Here is a 20,288-nt window from a genome sequence, read left to right as displayed (position 1 = left end):
AACGCAAATTATTGACCGCATTTATACTGCCGCGCTTATAAATTAATTAATCATACAACTGGCTTAAACCCAGTTCGCTGTATGGAGCGCACATGTTACCAGCTATCTCTTCAACGCCTTTTATTCCTGAATTACTATGCCCTGCAGGCAGTTTAAAAAACATGCGCTACGCCTTTGCTTATGGCGCAGATGCGGTTTATGCAGGGCAACCTCGCTATAGTTTGCGAGTGCGTAATAATGAGTTTGACTTAGATACTTTGCAAATAGGTATTGATGAAGCGCACGCGCAAAATAAAAAGTTTTATGTGGTGTCTAATATTGCGCCGCATAACGCGAAAGTTAAATCGTATTTACGTGATATAGAACCTGTTATTGCGATGCAGCCCGATGCGCTGATTATGTCAGACCCTGGTTTAATTATGCTTGTTCGTGAAAAATGGCCAACTATGTCAATTCACTTATCAGTTCAAGCAAATGCGGTAAATTATGCGAGTGTCCAATTTTGGGCAAAGCAGGGGATTGAACGGGTTATTTTATCAAGGGAGCTGTCGCTCGAAGAAATAACTGAAATACGCACACTCTGCCCAGACACCGAACTTGAAGTATTTGTGCACGGCGCACTGTGTATGGCTTATTCGGGGCGTTGTTTGCTCTCTGGTTATATAAACAAACGCGACCCAAACCAAGGCACGTGCACAAATGCGTGTAGGTGGGATTACGATGTAAAACCAGGGGTTGAAAACGAAACGGGTGAGATGGTACATAAAATTGATCCCAAACAGGTTATTCCTACTCTTGGTGAAGGTGCGCCAAGTAACGATGTATTCATGCTTGAAGAGCAAGGCCGCCCTGGTGAGTATATGCCAGCATTTGAGGATGAACATGGCACTTACATTATGAATTCAAAAGATTTACGCGCCGTGCAGTATGTTGAACAGCTAACAAAAATGGGCGTACATAGTTTAAAAATAGAAGGGCGTACTAAATCATTTTATTATGTAGCGCGCACCGCGCAAGTGTATCGTAAAGCAATAGACGACGCGGTTTCGGGTAAACCATTTGATACTAACTTATTTAAAACACTTGAGAATTTAGCACATCGTGGTTATACCGAAGGCTTTTTAAAGCGTCATGCTCACCAAGATTATCAAAACTATGAGTACGGTCACTCTGTATCAACTAAGCAGCAATTTGTGGGTGAAGTACTTGGGCGCTGCGAAAATGGCTTAGTTGAAATAGACGTTAAAAATAAATTTTGTACAGGGCATTCACTCGAACTCATGACACCGCAAGGTAATATTACTTTTGAGCTTGAATACATGCAAAACAAAAAGGGCGAAAGTATTAGCGATGCTAAAGGCTCTGGTCACATTGTAAAAATACCATTAGATGATGCCATTAACTTAGAGCACGCCATTTTAATGCGTAACCTTGAGGATCACCAAGATACCCGTAATCCATTTAAACAAGCTGTTTAGCTACAGCTTAATATAGTTTTTTCAAAAAACTCGGGATTATAAAAACCCCGAGTTTGCGACTTTATTTAAAATAATATTAATTATTTTTCAAGCTGCTTTAGCTTATCTCTTCGCTCTTTACGTTTTTGTTTTAATGTTTTGCTTGCATGTTTTTTAGGTTTTTCTTTACTCATTACAAATAACTCCAATTAAATATATAAAATTAATAAATAAAAATTGAAATAATTTACTCTATATTTCCTCCTTAATATTTATGGCTATTATTTCCCAAAGATAGGATTCCCCAGCTTCTTTATATTCAATAATATGATTTATTTTATGCCCTAAAAGAGCGACCCCAAGAGGAGAGTGAAATGATACGTCACTAATAAAGTGCCTTCGTTGGCTTGGAGGCACTAAAGTTATACGGCGTTTAAAACCGGTGGTTATATTTTTAATAACCACCGTGCTATTAATTTGTACATGCGGATTGAATTTTGACCAAGGCCGCTGTGAATACTCGACTTCTTGTAGCAAATACGCAAGCTTTAACGGTTGTAATAGTACCGCTGCATCTGTGAAGTCATTTTTAGACAGGAAAGGTTTTTTACGCTCGAACAGAAAAGAAAGCACGGACTAATCCCCACAAAAACTAAATCGAATTTAAATATATAAAGGTACAGTGTAACTGCCGAGTGTAAGGGTTACACTCGGCTTAAATTCCGAAGATGGTATTTGTTTTTAGCAGGTATGTGATTAAAGTAAGCATATTATCCTCTTTGTTTAAATCAATCATATTGAGTTAAAAAATAAAGTCAATTGAGTTTTAGGTTAAAAAACATTTTGACGGTAAAATAATAGTTTAATAGCTATCTTTTATGCTTTTATAAACTCGTTTTTTCTCACTAAAGTGTTGTAATGCCTGCGTGTTAATTTCTCACTATGAATTGAAGCTAAACGACTAAACGACTAAACGACTAAATGATTAAGTGCTATTTATGGGATCTATAGTGTCATTTATGCCTGTTTATAATATTTATAGATTAAATATACTGGTGCTGTTGTTTATTAAAGTGTGATTATGTGAAGCTTAAGCTGTTTATTTTATAGAGTGAAATTAGGTGTTGGGTAACACTTTTATAGTGGCCATGTTCTCTATCACTTAACCTTTATGTAATAGTCATTGCATTGAACAATGTTAAATAACCACTTCTTATTCGGGTTCATCAAAGTAAATTATAAAGGGTCTCATTTATATGTGGATAATTTTTGCATTACTCGCCACTATTTTTTTTGGTGCGCGAGGAATAATGTACCAATGGACGTCACAAAAAAAGATTAATCGTAATCTATTATTATTCGGTGTTTTTTTTGTGGGGTTTATAATTAGTGCGCTAGGTACTGTGGTGTTTGAGCACACATGGTACGGCTGGGCTGATATTACTGTTGGGCTCGCTTTAGGTTTTGGATCTTTTGCGGCTAATGGGTTTTTGCACAAAGGGTTTTCGGTTGGGAAAGCGTCTTTAATTAGCATCCTGTCGGGGTTAACGCCTTTATTTGTACTTTTATTTGCCTTTTTATTGTGGCAAGAAACCTTAACTGCTATTCAATTAATCGGCTTTTTTATTATTTTTGGTGGCCTTTATATCATTCGTTATTCAAGCGATATTTCGTTGAATAACCTACAAGGTGCACAATGGGGATTACTCGCTGCACTTGCCTTTGCATTTAATGATTTAATGGGTAAGCAATCAACACTTCTTGAAGCTGATACGTTTGCAACGCTAACGTCTATGTTCGGGTTTGGTAGTTTTCTTTTTGCTGTTAGTTGGTTAGTAAAACGTAAAAAAATGTTAGCAGAGCAAGGCACTTCTCAAGGGTATTGGTCTGCGAGTAAAACATTTTCATGCGGGTTACTGATTGGATTAACAAACGTGGCAGGTATGGTGGCAATAATATCGGCTTTTGCAATTGGTAATACAGGGCTAGTTTCAGCGATTTCAGGTATGAATATTTTAATTATTTTGTTGTACTCACGCATCGTTCTAAAAGAGTCTTTTACACGCCAAGAAGTTATAGGATTAACAACGGCATTTTTAGGTGTAATTGTACTAAGGCTTAGTTTTTAAAGTTTAGCTAACTTAAAGTTTTGTTGTTGAAAATAATTCCGTTTAAGTGCTAAAGGCATACGCTGCTACACTTTAGAAAAGTGTTGCAGTGTATGCTCTATAAGTAATCGCACACGATAAGGGATTTGTTTTCTGTCGCGATAAAGCATAGAAAAAGGCTGCCCTTCGCTTTGCCAGTCAGGAAGAATACGTTTGAGGCTTCCGGTTTCAATAAGTGGTAAAGCTATATAATCAGGAATGTAGCTAATACCCACACCAGACTCAACGGCTTGTTTCATCATTTGAATTTCATCAACTTCTAATCGAACATGTGTGTTTGGATTAAAACTGTACTCTTCACTCGTTTGCTGATTTTTTAATTGCCACGGTACCAACCCAACGCACGTAACTTTTGGTTGCTCTTCTAATTGCTTAGGATGAGTGATGGATTGATAATCATGACTTAAGTGAGTACATAATATATTGTGAGTAAGCTTAAGCTCCCTAATAACCCAATTATCAATAGCAGGATTTCTTACTCTAAACGCTATATCAATCCCTTTTTTTTCAATATCAATAAGGTTATTTGAAAAGCGTAAATCTAATTGAATTTCGGGATACTGTAGTAAAAAATCACAAAAAATAGCACTTAAAAAATGTTTACCCATGTAAATGGGGGCAGAGATCCTAATTTTCCCTTTAGGTTGGTCTTTCTCATCACAAAGTGCTTGCTCTATGCACTCTACTTCATCGAACAGTTTACGATAGCGATCGTAATATAACTCGCCAGTATGCGTAAGTGTTACCCGATGGGCATCTCGATTTAATAGCGTTAATTGAAGAGCTTGCTCTAATAGGCGTATTCTACGGCTCAAAGTTGATAGTGACATATCAAGGTCTGCTGATGCTTTTTTAAAGCTACCTAGTTTTACTATGGTGCAAAAGTAACGTAAATCATCGAGAGAATAATGAGCTGCCATCAGAACTACTTTATTGTTTAGGAGGTAGACAATATTAACAGCGGCGCTTTAAAATTTCATTAGAGATTGAGAGGGGATTACCGAAAGGCTGAGGTTATGTAATTAAATTATATCTGTTATGAGTAATATAAAGAAGAATATTGCCTGGGATATTATTGATCAAGTTCAGCATTGCAAAAGCTAGCTGTGTATCGCTTTCGCCTAATAATAGGTAATTAGTAACTGAACCCTTAAAAAAGCATAAGACATTACTGTGTCTATAGTGATAGTGGGTGCGGTAGTATCCATTAAGTTACGAGATAAGTGCTGTAACACCAATTGAATATAGTATATGGCGATTATGTAATTGTTTAAATAGAAGGGGCAGTTAAAAGTATTAATTAATAGAATCTCATTTTATCAACTCTCGTTTTTAATCCTAAATAAAATCGAAGCAAAGCTAACGTGAGTAATATAGCGGGTACGAGTATTATAAAAGACTCATACGTAATTTCACTTCAAAAAGTCTCACCTAACTTCCATATCAATACTTTAAACGTATTGTGCAATATTTTAATGGGCATCAAATTTCAATTTATTCTTAAATACCAACGAGCTAGTAAATCACCGTGGGAAGATAACCCAAGTATATTGTTGTTTGTTGATAGGCATTTTTTAGCCGTTTTTTGAAGGCAATTCTGATTTTCAGGGCGATATTAAGAAGGTGTTGAAGTGGTTAGTTTTTTTACTTATGTACACTGACCAAATTAATTATGCCGATATAAGACTTAACGCTTTGGTAACAATTGTGAAAAATCGAAAGTTACAATTTATGTAAACAAATGGTTACGTTGATATCGTTATCCCTTATTGGTGGTTTTCCATTTATTTAATATTGGTAACCTGTCTATGACCTAATAAATTAGGTACATCCAAGCGTTTTGATAAATAATATAAGTATCATAAATGATTTATCTTACATAATTAACTTGCTTAATCTATTTGTTAAATCAATACAAAAGGATTGTTTATGCACTTATTTTGCCTTGTTTACTATTTTCACCCAAACTTTGATCTTCTATTCAAAAAAAGCATAAACTTTTGTTCTAGGAAATAGGTACAAACCTAAGTCCTAAGTATTTACTAATTTATATTTATGCGAGGAATGTTATGAAAGTAAAAATCTTATCTGCAGTAATAGCAAGTACGCTTTTAATTGGTTGCGTTATCCCTGTCGTTGAGGCTTCTCAATCGGCCATTAAAAGTATTGAAACAAATCGAACAGTTACTAAAGTTAGGACGGGAATGCTGAGCAGTGGCTCATCAATCATAACGACTAGTTATGAGGGGACAGTAGCTGCTTTTAATTTTAATGGACAAAAATTATGGGAAAATGAACTCTCGGGTTTTATGAACCATGATATTTGGGTTCAAGATATTAATGGTGATGGACTTGTAGAAGTATTTGCTGCGAATGCAGATGGTAATGTTTACTGTATTAATAGTGATGGTTCTTTAAAGTGGACGTTTGGACTTAATGAAGTTCCTATGAACTCTGTAACTGTAATCTCTGATGCAGATAACAAGTATGTTGTTGCAGGTGGCTATGATAAAAACTTGTATTATATATCTACTGATGGTGAATTATTAAAAACTATTGAATCAAAAACATACTCAGAAGAAGGTGTTTTTGGTGATGGCGTAAAACCTGAAGCGGGTACTCACACAGTGAATTTTGTACGCCCTATAAAATCTAGTGATGGTACTGAAAAGCTGGTTGTTTTAGGAACAAATAATAGCCTTCAAAGTTCTGGCCGCTTTTATATCTTTGAACCATTTGCTGACTTACCGAGCGAAAAAAGTAAAGTATTAATCAAAAAAGGCATAGGCGATCTGCGTACAGTCGATTTTGATAATGATGGTAATGATGAGCTAACTATAGGTAATAGCGCTATGATAGGAGATGCCGCTATCTCAGTTATGGACTTAAGTGATCTTTCGCAAAAGAAAAGTCAAATAAATGATATAGCAGGACAAATCGACCGTTTTGGATACCGTGTCGCTCAAACTGAAGTCGTTATTAATGAAGGTATTTCGACGTACTTAACACTTTTTGGATCGAGAATACTTCTAACCCCAGAGTCATTTGATGTGAATGATTCGGAAATACTAGCCAGTAAGTATTCATATTATGATATCTGGAAAGACAAGGGTTCAAATAAAATTTTACTTGCAAGTGCTCAAAGTGGAGGTAGCCAAGTACACATAATTGATACATCTAACCCAGATTGGAAAAATGCCTATAAAGAGCTAGAGCCGCAAGGCAAGCTGGCAGCTATACAGAACAATACTAGAACAATTGAAAGGCAACTATCATCTTTTCAAAAGCCGATTCGCGAACGTGAACCTTTACCCGTTTACTTTATTTCAGAGAGTCGTAATGATATTCCAGATACAATTGAAAGAAGTGAGTCTTTGTATGATTCACCTGTATTTTTAAATTACTCGTCCTCAGCAAATGTAGAGAACTGGGATAGAAGTGAAATACTTGCTGATAACCCGAAGTACCGTGATAAAAGAGATGGCCGTAAAAATTATACATTATCACCTGAAGAAATGTTTAATCAGCTTTCAGATGGCTATGAAAATAGCGATGGGATATCACAATGGGCAGGTCATGGAAATGATCCGTACATGATTAGTTTAGCCACTATGAAAAGAATTATAAGTAGTGGAGAAGGCAAAAAGACAGTCAATATATACCCGGAGGTCGAAGGGCATGGAGAGGCATTTTATAAAGTACTAAATGATCACTTTTATCCTTTAGCCAAATTTAGTAGTGAAAACAACGCTAATTTATTTATGCGAAATAAACATACATTTTGGCAGTCCACTATATATGCTCCGGAATGGTTGGAATTAAGATCTGGACGTTTAGCTGATGCTTTTGTTCCTGCAATGGAAGAAACAACAGATAAATCAATGGAAATAAGTGTGGCAGGGAGAATGGGTCTTTGGGCGGCTGGTTCTGTCGATGATTGGGGTGAGAGGTATGCGAGAGATAACCCTAGTTTTGACCGATTACGTCAACACTCTCATCAAATGGTTCCTAATCATGCGCTTAGACAAATAATCTATAAATTAGCGTCAGGTGCACGTTATATTAATAACTTCGGCTTTAATCAAGAATACATGAGTCTTGCTTGGGAGCTAATTGGTAAAGGAGCGCTTTATGTTCCTAAACGTGATGAGCTATTAAGTTTATCGCCAGTTCACATCAGTATGAAAGAGCCAGACCCTGTTTATAGAGAAACATCAAATAATGTGAAATGGACTACGTTTTATGATGAAGAGAAAGAATCTGTGCCATATGTATTTAGTCGCCTAAATGGCACGTGGCCAGGTGCAAAAACGTTGCCGTGGGATTATTCTAGTTATGCTGCTGATACGAAAGAAAGACGATTAGATTTTATACCAAAATTTCCTAAAGGATTAGTTTTAATCACACCGGTTCAGCAAGGTAAATTTAAAGATGAAGGTACAGTTAGAGGCGCATTGGCTGATAATATGCACCCTATCTATAAAAATATTATGAAGGAATATATTACTGACGGTAAAAGTTACTTCGATCCTAATGGGGAAAATGTAATGGCTGCTGATAGCATTCAATATAAACAAATTAGGGATAAGATTGAAGAAAAATCTAACCTTCTGCCAATGACTGTATCAGGAGAAACTGCATGGGTTGTTGCTCAGTCAGACAAAAAACACTTAAGGCTTACACTTGTTGATAGTGGATACTTAAATCCAGGTGATAAAATTGCTAAGGTGAAATTTAACTCAGTTACACCTGAAACGATAGTAGATATTCTATCAGGTGAAATATTCTCTCCGGATTCAAATGGAGTAGTTGAAATTCCAGTTTTAGCTGGTGCATTTAGATTTATTGATGTGAAAATTACTGAGGATATTAGAAACACCGAAAGTACGTCAATGTAAATACAGCGTTTAATATATGGCGCAGGATTAATATTTATTAGTCCTGCGCTATTTATTTGACATTTTATAAGTCTTGTAAAGTGTTGCTGATAATCAATTAAGTAAGCCGAAATACACTACATCCTCTAATACAAAAATGGTATTTGCCTCTAAAGTTAACTCAAATTTCTTTTCATTTCATAGCGTCTCTTAAGTCTGATGAGACACATGATAAAACCTCTAATTAGGTAGTCAAATTAACTTTGTTACTTCAGGAGCAGCATAAATTCCAAACATGCTTTACACTTTAGTTTGTCCATAGAGTCATTTTCTTTTTGTTGCCTACACCATTATAGATAAAGAGCGTGAGCAGCACGGGAAGCTTTGTTCTATTTTTACTTATTTATACTAGGTGTAGTTTGTAGAATAGCGCAGTAGTAGTGACTTAGTAATAGTGATTGGGCCCTACTGAGTTATAAGCCTCATACGCGACTCCATTGCTCCTAGATAGAACGAGCTTTAACCCTGAAAGTCCCTAGATTATTACATCAGGTTATGTAATAAAATACATTTATTAAAAGCCAAAAAAGCCACTCAAATTATGAGTGACTTTGATTTGACATACACACTTGTTTAAATCTTACGATTTAATTTTTTACCACCATACAGCGTATAACGTTGTTAGGATTATTACGACACCTAGAGCGGCTATGTTAAAGTTAGTCTCAGTTGCAAAGCTTATCTCTTTTAAATTTACGCTTCCGTTAGTGCCTTTATCTTTTATTAACAAAGAGACAATTACACAGATAACTAGGCATAATAAAAAGACAATTCCAACGCGATCCATAAAAGGGAGTTCAGGGTATGCGAATTTTAAAATCAGGGAAAATAATGCGGAGCCAACACCTGCAGCTAACGCGCCAGCTGAGCTCGCTTTTGACCAAAACATTCCCATTAAAAATATTACAACAATACCCGGAGTGAAAAACCCTGTAAATTCTTGTATATATTGAAAGGCTTGATCAAATTTACCTAATAGCGGCTCTGCCACTATTAAAGCAATAATTAATGAAACCAAAGCGGTTAATCGACCTACTTTCACATAGTGTTTTTGAGTTTTTCCCGGCTGAAGTTTTGAATAAATATCCATCGTGAAGATAGTCGATATACTATTTGTCATCGATGCTAAAGATGAAACGACAGCGGCGACTAGAGCAGCAAAAACAAGTCCTTTAATACCCGATGGCATTAATTCCATCATTGATGGGTAGGCTTGATCTGGTGAACTTAACTGTGGGTGTAACACAACTGCGGCAATCCCTGGTAGTACAACTATTATTGGCATTAGTAGTTTTAGATATGCGGCAAATGCAATGCCTTTTTGGGCTTCCTTAATACTTTTTGCTGCTAAAGCTCTTTGAATAATATATTGATTAAACCCCCAGTAACTAAGGTTCATTATCCACATGCCACCAACTAAAACAGAGATACCAGGTAAACTCATATAATTACTGTTATCTGGGCTTAAAATCATATCAAAGTGATTAGGTAGCTGCTCAGTTAAAATACCGAACCCTGCAAGCACACCTTGCCCGCTAGATACTTCATCTAATGCCAAATAAACTAAGAATAGGCCACCGAATACCAAAAGGACTACCTGTAATATATCGGTGTAAGCAACTGCTTTTAGGCCTCCATATAAAGAGTATGCTACTGAGAATAGCGCTAAAAAAATCATGCCGTACATCCAATCAACACCTGCAACTGTTTCTATTGCAAGCCCGCCTAACCATAACACAGCCGTTAAATTAACAAACACATACACGGCAAGCCAAAAAAGAGCTAAAACAGTTTTAACTTTACTGTCGAAGCGCTGTTCAAGATATTGGGGCATAGTAAAAATTTTATTTTCTAAAAAAATAGGCAGCATATACTTGCCTACAATTAATAGTGTTATTGCAGCCATCCATTCATACGATGCGATAGCCATACCTATTGCAAAACCAGAGCCTGACATTCCAATAATCTGTTCTGCAGATATATTTGATGCAATTAATGATGCACCAATTGCCCACCAAGGAAGGGACTTAGAGGCTAAAAAATAATCTTCAGTGTTTTTTTGTTTCTGCTTGCTTTCTCTTGATATCCATAACGCGAGTATTAGTAGTCCTAATACATAAGCTACAAACACACTAGAATCGAGTATGTCTAATTTCATTAACTTTCCTCATAATTTGTATTTTAAAATATAAAAACGATTAGGATAGCGTTATCCTTTTTGTTTTGGAGTTTGCCTTTTATATTTTTAAGTAAATACAATGTTTTAGTAATTAGATTATTTATATCGCTGATTTTTATAAGTATAGTAACAAGATTAAAAGAGATATCCGTAAGCGAAGTAGGGGTGGATTTCAGCTAGTAAACTGTTTTATATCATGAAATAACTAATTAAATTAGTTTGAATAAGCGTAAGTTGACTACTTTTAAATAGCCGAGATTAACTACCTATAGTCAACCTCGGCATGTTTAAAATTTATTACTTACGAGCTTTAATTTTATCTATCTTAGCTTGTAGTGAAAATACTAATTTTGGGTATTTATCTGCCACATTGTGTTGCTCATTTCTGTCTTTTGATAAATCAAATAACTGTGACTTAGTTTTTAAACCATTTTCAATTGCGGTTTTATTTGCAAGCCAGTCGGGAGTAGTCCCATTAAATGGCGCTATGTATTTCCAATTTCCACTGCGAATTGCCAAAGTAAATGACTCTTCAAGCATTTCTGTACGTCCGCTCTCTTTAGCATCTAAAAAAGCTGGCAACATATTTTCACTATCAATCGCTTCGCTTTCATCTAGCTTAACACCGGCTAATTCAGCGAGTGATTTATAAATATCTATATGGCTAACTAATGCATTACTATCCCCGTTGTTTTTAATTCCTTTAGGGTAAGTAATAATCATAGGTACACGTGTTCCGGCTTCATATGCACTATATTTTCCACCTCTATAACCTGCCGCTGGGTCATGATCTCCTCGTAGCTCTTCGGCTTGGTCTGCATAGCCATCATCCATTACAGGGCCGTTATCACTAGAAAATATAATAAGCGTGTTATCATATAAATCTTGTTTTTTTAACTCATCAATAATCTGTCCTGACATCCAATCCATTTGCAATATTGCATCACCCCTTGGCCCCATTCCTGATTTATTGGCAAACATCTTATTTGGAACTCTAGGTACGTGAATATCACTGAATGGAAAAAACAGCATAAACGATTCACCTTTATTATCATTAATAAAATCAATAGCTTTTTTAGTGAAAATGTGAGGAAACTCTTCATCTTTCCACTCAGCAGACTTTCCGCCAGCCATCCAACCAATGCGACTAACACCATCAACAATGGTATTGCTATGTTGAAGATCTGCTGACATTTTAAGTAGCTCAGGATGCTCTGTACCGACAGGGCGGTTCCCTATACGCTTTTCATAGGAAATCGTTATTGGGTCATTCGGGTCTAGATTAACTACGTGATGATTTTCTAAAAATACAGTGGGTACTCGATCTGCAGTCGCAGGGATTAAAAAGCTATAATCAAATCCTAGCTCTATCGGCCCTGGCTTTACAGCTTTATTCCAGTCGACAAAACCATCGCCTAGTCCCAAGTGCCATTTACCAACGACACCCGTTTTATAGCCTGCTTTTTGCAACATTTTAGGCAGAGTAGGCTTGTTATGATCAATGATAAGCGGTGCGTCGCCCGGTAAAATTGCAGCATTATTACGAAAAGCATACTGGCCAGTTAACATTGAATAACGCGACGGTGTACAGGTTGCGGCAGAACTGTGTGCATCGGTAAAGCGAATCCCCTCAGCTGCTAATGCATCAATATTAGGGGTTTGAGCTTGCTTCATTCCGTAACTACTTAAATCCCCATAACCAAGGTCGTCTACATAAAATATTACAATATTCGGCTTATCATTAAGTGAGCTCACTTTATTTTTGTTTTCTTTTAGCTCTATACTATTATCTGTCAGTTCTGCGTGAGCACTTGTTGCCAAGGATAAAGTCAATACAGTAAAAAAGTATAAGTAATTAATTTTAAAGTTCATAAATACCTTCAATTTGATATAAATGGGCAGAAACTCCTACCCATTTAGAAAAGTGATATATTTCTATATATTTGTAATTAGAATGAAGCTCTAATACCTATTCTATATTGGCGACCAGTTCGATATTCTGAAATCGTCCGACTAGTATCAACTGAGTTATTAAGGGCATTACCTTCGTCATACACTTCGCCATCAATTATATAATTCCTACTTGTTAGAAAAGTTCTGTTTGTTTCGTCTGTGAGGTTAAGCGCCTGGAAGCTAAGGGTAAAATGATCATTAATTTTATAAGTTGAGCTAAAATCCAACTTACTTGTTGAATCTAACCACGCAACACCTTGGCCAAATGCAAAGTTATCGTTTACAAGTTGTACAGAACTATAACGATGTGCAAGGCGCAGCATTAAATCGTCTTTCTCCCAAAAAACAGTTGTATTAGCTGAATGTTTTGGCGTGTAAGCTTGAGGTAAAGGTGTTATTGAAACACCCGAAACGGCACTAACTTCAATGTCTTTCTCTGACTCTGCGTATGTATAATTTACGCTTAAGCCTAGGCCTGATAATGCACCAGGTAGAAAATCATAGTTTTGTGTATAGTTTACTTCAATGCCTTGAGTTGTCGCCCCTTTACCATTTCTCACGGTTGCTAATTTTACAGTGTGACAATTAGCTGTTAATGAGTCTTGCAATTCAATGTGAGCAACTCTATCAGGCATACAAGTATTACCGCTTTCATCTAAAGGTGTGCCTGGTGTTTCTTCATATTGATTAAGTTGAGCATTTTGCGTATCAGGAATAGGATTACCGTCGGCATCCTCTTTTAATGTTGGCTCTACGAGTACATCATAGATTGAGTCGACTGACGACAAGTCGTAGTCTGTTCGGATATCCTTCCAAATATAGGTTTCGGTTATATTCTCTTCAAAATTTGTCATGTCCTTGTGAAAAAATGCAACAGAAACTAAACCAGAGTTGTTAAAGTACCATTCAAAAGAAAGATCTAAGTTAGTAGATTCTAGAGGTTTTAGAGCTACATTATTCGCTTTGCCTATTCCCCAAGCACTAACGTATTTTTCATCAATGTTAGCCCCTGGCGTAGTCGAGTCGAAAGTAGGACGAGACATTGTTTTTGAAACTGAGAAACGACCGATGAAGTCGTCACTAAATTTATAATTTAGATTTAAACTAGGAAGAAAAATATCGTTGCTAGCCGAGCCTTTTGCGCGTTTAGAGCGAAGACCTGCTTTGAAACCTAGAGGTTGGCCTGTTACAGGGTCAATAAACTCATCGATAGTCGAGCGGTCAAGCCATGCTGCTAAATCAGGATTTTCCGTTGAGCGTCCATCTAATGATGATACGCCATTATTAAGTACGTGTTGAACGCTACCATCGTCGTTGTAGACTACTTGTAAAATATAGTTAGGGTTGCTTGAATTTAAAGCCGATGGTGCTAGATAAGTATCACCATCACGATTAACAAAATCAGGGAAAGTAGATGGATCATTCATGTCATAGTTATACATAAGCTGCCATGCTGCACAAGAGCCTGAAGCTGGAAGGTTTGATGGTGTTTGAGTTACATCATCATTAGGGTACTGAGGTTCAAAATCACATACAGGCAAATTACCATTAGCTAGCCCACGGTTATAGATTAAATCGTAGAAGTCGTAAAGAATCGGCGTTTTTTGGAACTGAACTTTATTAAACGCCTCTGCGTTGGTTTCTGTCTTTACGTAGCGAAGACCAAGGTTACCGGTTAGACGTCCATCAAAGTATTCAAAATTAATTTTGCCATAAAGTGCATTTACTTCTTGCTCAATAATTCTTGATGCAGATTCATCAGGTTGTGGCTTTACATCTAAACCCGACTCACTATCGGTTGCTAAAGCAAGCGCTTTGAATGGGTCTACTATTCCCCATCCATCTAAAAAGTGGACTTGATTAGGATCTGCAATACCATCCATAAAGTTATTTACAGGAAAATCATTGGATACTAATAGATCGGCCATCGTTATATCTGTTAGGCCTCCGATACTTAGCTCGTCTCCATTAGCGTCAACTACTACCGAGTTGTTTAGAATTTTAGTTGTAAGGGAGTAAACATCTTTAACTCTCTTTGAATACTTTCCTCCAAACTCAACCTTAGTAACGCCCAAATAATCTACATTCCAGTCAAAATCTAAGAATAGAGACTTATTGGTATCTGAATTATGATCCTCATCATTAGATACATTCCCTACTCGAAAGTTTTGAATGTCGAGTGGATTTGTTCTTCCTGGTGCTAAACCAAAAGATGGGTCGGTGATGCCATCAGGAAATTGGATAAAGCCTTTATTAGCGATAATTTGACAGCTACCACTTGAGCAATCGTAACCTTGCGGCTGTAAAGTTACTTCATTTGGATCATTTGATGTTATTGGTAATTTATTTGTCTTAGATTTACCTGCTAACATAACTCTAGCGTTAGGGAGCGAGTCTTGGCTTGTTTTAGAATAACCAGCTATTAGTTTACCAGAAAAGTTATCTGTAAAATGATGGTCTATGCTAAGTGTTCCGATATTGTTCTTAATTTCAGAGCCACCTTTAAGGCGAAATACTCGACCGCGATTTGAACGATCAAGGCGCTTAACCAATGTATGATTCTCATTGTTTATGGTCCACCAATCCTCTTGAGGATCACTATTTTTATTTTTTAAGTTTGATAAAATTTGCAGATCATATTGATGATTATCTAATATAACCTCCTGATTAGAATGGGTAAGATCTAATTGGATGTCGGTATCAGCAGTTGGTTGATACTGTAACCCTAAGGTTATAGATTGCCTATCTTGTTTATCTAAATTTAAACCGTAACTTTGTGAACTTTGAGATAAAAACTCACTTTCTTCTGTAATAATTTGTCCTGTCGAAAAATCTCTAGCTTTACCTGCTTTAGCACTATGAATCTCATCATCCCAACTAGCACTATACTCATCTCTTCGAGTATTTTGAGTTTCATCAGCGAAAGTGAAAATAACACCTAGTGAGTCATCAAGGTATTTATCTGAAAAAGAAGCGGAGACTTTTCGGTTTGCATCTTCAGAGTAATCGTTATAACGACCTTGAAGTTCTATACTGCGTATCGGCTTTTTTAAAGATAATGGTTTAATGGTTTTCAATACAACGTTTGCACCCAGAGAGCCTTCATCTTGGTCTGCTGATGCTGTCTTTTGCACTTCAATAGACGATAGAATATCAGAGGAAAATGAACTTAAATCAACACCTTGCTCTGCTGATGCATTAGAACCTGATCCTGAAAGCCCGCTTGTTAGGGTAACTCCGTTCATTGAAATATTATTTAAATTAGAATTAGCACCACGGACCGATATTTTAGTACCTTCACCATTAGACTCCTGAACTGTAACCCCTGTAACACGAGAGAGAGCATCTGCAATATTTTGGTCTGTTGACTTACCAACATCCTCAGCATGGATTGAATCTGTAACACCTTCAGAGAATCTTTTATTATTCATTGCTCGCTGCAAGCTGCCTCTAAATCCAGTTACAGTGATAACCTCAACGTCAGATTCTTTTTTATCGACTTTCTTTTTTTCATCGGTGTTTTCTTCAGCTACAGAGATACCTGAAACAAAGGTGCAGATTAGTGCCGCTGATATGGCATTTAATTTAAAGTGACTTTTCATCTTAGTTACCCATTAACCATTATTGTATTGTGTGTGATCGCCTTACCTTATCGATTGAACATCAACCAAATCGAAAGGGGATTGCGTTGTCCTTACTTGGGTCCTAATCGTAACGTACAAGCTTAAGCTTTTCCAATAGTATTTAACAATTGTGGTCAATAAATAACAACTAATACACAATAACAGTTGTTTAATGGTGGTTTTAGAGGTGTTTATAAGTGCTTTTGTTAATGGCTTGTTTTGGGTGGTTTGGGGATAGCGTTACCATTTTTGTTGATTTGTTTTATTAATGTATTAATATGAAGCCTAAAAATTAATCTCCTTGATTTTTAGCTAGGATTTTAATATTTCTATTTAAAAGCTGTTACTGGTTATTTCACACATATAATTTGAGGTTATTCGAATGTTACCAAATAAACTTTTAGTATTGGGGTTATTTAGTATTGGGATTTTCAACACTTTTTATTCGGATGCCTATGCAAAAGAGGCGCAAAATAGTGCGGAAAAACCAAATATTGTTTTGTTTTATGTTGATGACCTTGGGTGGGGAGATTTAAGTAGTTATGGTGCTACTGAGGTCAACACTCCAAACATCGATGCGTTAGCGAAAAATGGTATTAGATTCACTGATGCGCATAGCTCTGCAGCAACATGCTCTCCATCAAGATATTCATTACTGACCGGTGAGCATGCTTTTAGAAAAAACATTCGCATACTTAAAGGTGATGCCCCGCTAGTTATTTCTGAAGTACAAAAAACATTACCAAAAATGCTGCAAACAGCAGGGTATCGAACAGGTATTGTTGGTAAATGGCATTTAGGCCTCGGTGATGGCAATACGCCAGTAAATTGGAATGAAAAAGTTAAGCCTGGCCCACTAGAAGTTGGATTTGACTATAGTTTTCTGATTCCAGCGACAGGAGATAGGGTCCCTTCTGTTTTTCTTGAAAATCATGATGTTGTGAATTTAGAAAAATCAGATCCATTGTTTGTGAATTATCAAAAAAAAATAGGTACGCGACCTACAGGCTATGAAAACCCAGAGCTATTAAAGCAAGGAGCCGATGAGCAGCACAACAAAAGTATTATTAATGGTGTAAGTCGTATTGGCTGGATGCAAGGGGGAAAGTCTGCACAGTGGCGCGATGAAGAATTTAATACAGTCTTATCAGATAAAGCAAAGCAATTCATTTCAAAATCAAGTCAACAGCCATTTTTTTTACTTTTCTCGTTTCATGATATTCATGTGCCTCGCTTACCCAATAAAATGTTTAGAGGTAAAACGAATATGGGTGTGAGGGGGGACTCAATCGTACAAATGGATTGGACCACAGGCCAAGTGGTGGAAAAACTCAGGGAGTTAAATTTACTAGATAATACTTTGATTATTTTTACTAGCGATAATGGTGCTGTTTTAACAGATGGTTATGATGACGAGGCATTAAAGCGCATTGGAACCCATAAGCAAAATGGCCCATACCGTGGTGGTAAGTACAGTATTTACGAAGCTGGAACGCGTATTCCATTTATTGTTCACCATCCTAACAGAGTTAAACCGGGGGTGAGTAATTCTCTATTTAGCCAAATTGATTTATACGCATCAATAGCTGAATTATTAGGAGTACCTCTTGAGGAAACAGAGGCGATTGATAGCCAAAATCAATTATTACCACTTTTTGATGCAAGTAAATTGGCTCGTACAACCTTAGTGCAAGAAACCCCACATGCAAAAGGTTTAAGAGAGAACAGTTGGAAGTACATTAGGCCTGCAAAAAAAATTGCAAGCTGGGTTAAAACAAAAAAAAATATAGACCCAGGTACCTCAAAAGCGCCTCAATTATTTGATCTTGATACCGACCCATCTGAACTACACAATCTTGCGGCTAAACACCCAGATAAAGTTAAGTTACTGGAACAAAAGCTTCAAGATATTGAACTTCAATCTATCCGTTTAAAGAGTCTAAAATGAAATCTTATAAATATGCAGTTACGGCATTAGTATTGATTTGCGCTGCTATTATTAACAAAGCAGACGCACAGCATGTTGGTGATAGTAATAAACCAAATATAATTTGGTTGGTACTGGAGGATATTTCTTTAGATCTATCTGTATATGGTACTCCAGAAGTTAAAACACCTAACCTAGATAGGCTTGCAAACGAGGGGATTCGTTATAATCACGCATACGCCACTGCGGCAGTTTGTTCTACCGCACGTTCTGCTTTTTTTACTGGTATGCATGCAACAAGCATAGGTGCGCAAAACCATAGAAGTCATTTAGATGATGGTTATTATTTACCAGAAAATATTAAAATGACTTCACAATTTATGCGTGAAGTTGGTTATGTAAACTTATTAATGGGCCCTAAACAAAAAACGGATTTTAACTTTTCTACCACTATAAATGCTTTTGATGCGCAAGATGGCGAAGTTAAATACTCTGGAGGCGCTTATACGCATGCCCCTACCGATCTTAAGCTTTTAGAGCGCCCCGCATGGCAGACTTATATAAAAGAGTATTCCGGGCAGCCATTTTTTGCACAAATTAATTATAGCGAAACCCACCGTACTTTTATTGCAGATAAAAACAATCCTATCGATCCCTCAAAAGTTAAAATTCCGAGTTATTACCCTGATCATGATATTACGCGCCGAGATTGGGCACTTTACTTAGAAACAATACAAACTGTAGATCAAAAGGTCGGTAATTTATTTTCTGAGCTTGAAAAAGCCGGTGTAATAGACAATACAATTGTCTTTATTTTTGGAGATCATGGGCGTGCAATGCTGCGTGATAAACAGTGGTTATACGATGGTGGGTTAAGAGTGCCTCTTATTGTTTGGGGTAAAGGTATTGAGTCTAATCAAGTTAATAATGAGCTAGTTAGCTTAATTGATGTTATGCCTACAACGCTTGATTTGGTGGGCTTAAAGGTTCCTGACTACGTAGAAGGGCATATATTTTTAGGAAAAAACAAACAAAAAAGAGATTATATTTATGCTCATAAAGATAGAACCGACGAGACAGATGACAGAGTACGGGCTGTGCGAGATCTTCGTTTTAAGTATATTAAAAACTTTTATCCCGAAAAACCATATAACGACTTCAATGCCTACAAGCATCTACAATATCCTGTATTGGCGCTTATGGAATCAATGCATGCTAAAAAGCTATTAACTCACGAACAAGCATTATTTTTTGCACCCAATAGACCTCCAGAGGAGCTCTACGATACAATTAATGACGCTGATGAAGTGCATAATTTAGCACTAAATAAAGATTATGCTGAGCAACTACTTGTAATGCGCAGTGAGCTTGAACGCTGGCAGAAAGAAACTAATGATCAAGGGATGATTGATGAAACGCCAGAAGTGAAAGCATATTGGGATAATTTTTTTAAAAAGCATTACCTTACCCAAATGAAAATAAGAGGCTTATCGGAAGATATTACTCCTGATGACTATTTAATTTATTGGGATGAATTTTTAACTGCTCATGGCAAGTAGATAAACTACTTTTATAAATTTAATCACATAAATGAATGAGTTTATAAGCATCTTTTTAAGTGGCTCCTAAAGCGAGCCACAGCCTAACCTTAGTTCTTTTAATGGGCTACTTATTGGCAGCGTGCTACTTTCAGCTGTTTAGCACTGCATAATATATGTGTAGTTTAGAGCCCATCATCGTTTTTTAAAGTAGAGCCCATAATGATAAATATAAAAAACAGCCTTTTTGTTGTTCTTTTTTTATGCAGCTGTTTTTCAGCGGTTGCAAATGATGAGTGCCAGTCTTGCCATCAACAACAAACCTACGATTGGAAGCAGTCAGACCATGCAAGTTCAATGGCTTTAGCCAATAAAGATACCGTGCTTGGTGATTTTAGTAATATAACCGCGACCCACTTTTCTCAAAAAGCCGTGTTTTATAAAGAAAAAGAGGCCTTTTTAATTGATTTGACCGAGCAAGGTACAAAAAAAACGTACACCGTAAG

At 36.6% G+C, this 20,288-nt stretch carries 11 protein-coding genes; 6 read left to right on the top strand and 5 right to left on the bottom strand.

Going from position 1 to position 20,288, the window contains the following annotated elements; all coding sequences use genetic code 11:
- The first annotated feature begins 92 nt into the window (after positions 1 to 92).
- Positions 93 to 1,478, top strand: coding sequence for a tRNA 5-hydroxyuridine modification protein YegQ (yegQ, locus tag GQR54_RS17125; RefSeq protein WP_166379202.1), 1,386 nt, complete (start codon positions 93 to 95; stop codon positions 1,476 to 1,478).
- 231 nt (positions 1,479 to 1,709) lie between these two features.
- Here yegQ and GQR54_RS17120 read toward each other — a convergent pair whose 3' ends face one another.
- On the bottom strand, positions 1,710 to 2,090 hold the full coding sequence (locus GQR54_RS17120; RefSeq protein ID WP_166379200.1) for a GreA/GreB family elongation factor: 381 nt from the start codon (positions 2,088 to 2,090) through the stop codon (positions 1,710 to 1,712).
- Positions 2,091 to 2,713: 623 nt separating this feature from the next.
- Between GQR54_RS17120 and GQR54_RS17115 the strand changes: the two genes are divergently transcribed.
- Complete coding sequence (locus GQR54_RS17115) at positions 2,714 to 3,586, top strand: EamA family transporter (protein WP_166379198.1); 873 nt, start codon at positions 2,714 to 2,716, stop codon at positions 3,584 to 3,586.
- Between the two features lie 65 nt (positions 3,587 to 3,651).
- On the opposite strand, the gene GQR54_RS17110 is transcribed toward GQR54_RS17115, so the two are convergent.
- Complete coding sequence (locus GQR54_RS17110) at positions 3,652 to 4,545, bottom strand: LysR family transcriptional regulator (RefSeq protein WP_166379196.1); 894 nt, start codon at positions 4,543 to 4,545, stop codon at positions 3,652 to 3,654.
- A 1,149-nt stretch (positions 4,546 to 5,694) separates the two neighbouring features.
- Here GQR54_RS17110 and GQR54_RS17105 point away from each other — a divergent pair.
- The gene (locus GQR54_RS17105; RefSeq protein ID WP_166379194.1) at positions 5,695 to 8,523 is read left to right on the top strand and encodes a PQQ-binding-like beta-propeller repeat protein; all 2,829 of its coding nucleotides are present in this window, start codon (positions 5,695 to 5,697) and stop codon (positions 8,521 to 8,523) included.
- A gap of 634 nt (positions 8,524 to 9,157) precedes the next feature.
- On the opposite strand, the gene GQR54_RS17100 is transcribed toward GQR54_RS17105, so the two are convergent.
- From GQR54_RS17100 to GQR54_RS17090, 3 genes are all read right to left on the bottom strand, one after another.
- Entirely contained in the window at positions 9,158 to 10,720 is a 1,563-nt protein-coding gene (locus tag GQR54_RS17100) for a sodium/sugar symporter (RefSeq protein ID WP_024594187.1), read from the bottom strand.
- A gap of 318 nt (positions 10,721 to 11,038) precedes the next feature.
- On the bottom strand, positions 11,039 to 12,613 hold the full coding sequence (locus GQR54_RS17095) for an arylsulfatase (RefSeq protein ID WP_024594186.1): 1,575 nt from the start codon (positions 12,611 to 12,613) through the stop codon (positions 11,039 to 11,041).
- Between the two features lie 77 nt (positions 12,614 to 12,690).
- A complete protein-coding gene (locus GQR54_RS17090; RefSeq protein WP_024594185.1) occupies positions 12,691 to 16,296 on the bottom strand; it encodes a TonB-dependent receptor in 3,606 nt (1,201 codons plus the stop codon).
- A gap of 403 nt (positions 16,297 to 16,699) precedes the next feature.
- Here GQR54_RS17090 and GQR54_RS17085 point away from each other — a divergent pair, with 403 nt between their 5' ends.
- The 3 genes from GQR54_RS17085 to GQR54_RS17075 form a co-directional block, all read left to right on the top strand.
- Complete coding sequence (locus GQR54_RS17085; RefSeq protein ID WP_166379192.1) at positions 16,700 to 18,265, top strand: arylsulfatase; 1,566 nt, start codon at positions 16,700 to 16,702, stop codon at positions 18,263 to 18,265.
- Entirely contained in the window at positions 18,262 to 19,803 is a 1,542-nt protein-coding gene (locus tag GQR54_RS17080; protein WP_024594183.1) for a sulfatase, read from the top strand. The genes GQR54_RS17085 and GQR54_RS17080 overlap by 4 nt, the downstream gene beginning before the upstream one ends.
- Positions 19,804 to 20,004: 201 nt before the next feature.
- A partial coding sequence (locus GQR54_RS17075; protein ID WP_240918963.1) for a cytochrome c family protein occupies positions 20,005 to 20,288 on the top strand: 284 nt, incomplete at its 3' end.

The organism is Pseudoalteromonas sp. Z9A4 (genome assembly GCF_011378845.1).
GTDB lineage: Bacteria > Pseudomonadota > Gammaproteobacteria > Enterobacterales > Alteromonadaceae > Pseudoalteromonas > Pseudoalteromonas arctica.
Note: the sequence above shows the minus strand (reverse complement) of the source record. Positions and strands in the feature narration are given on the sequence as shown.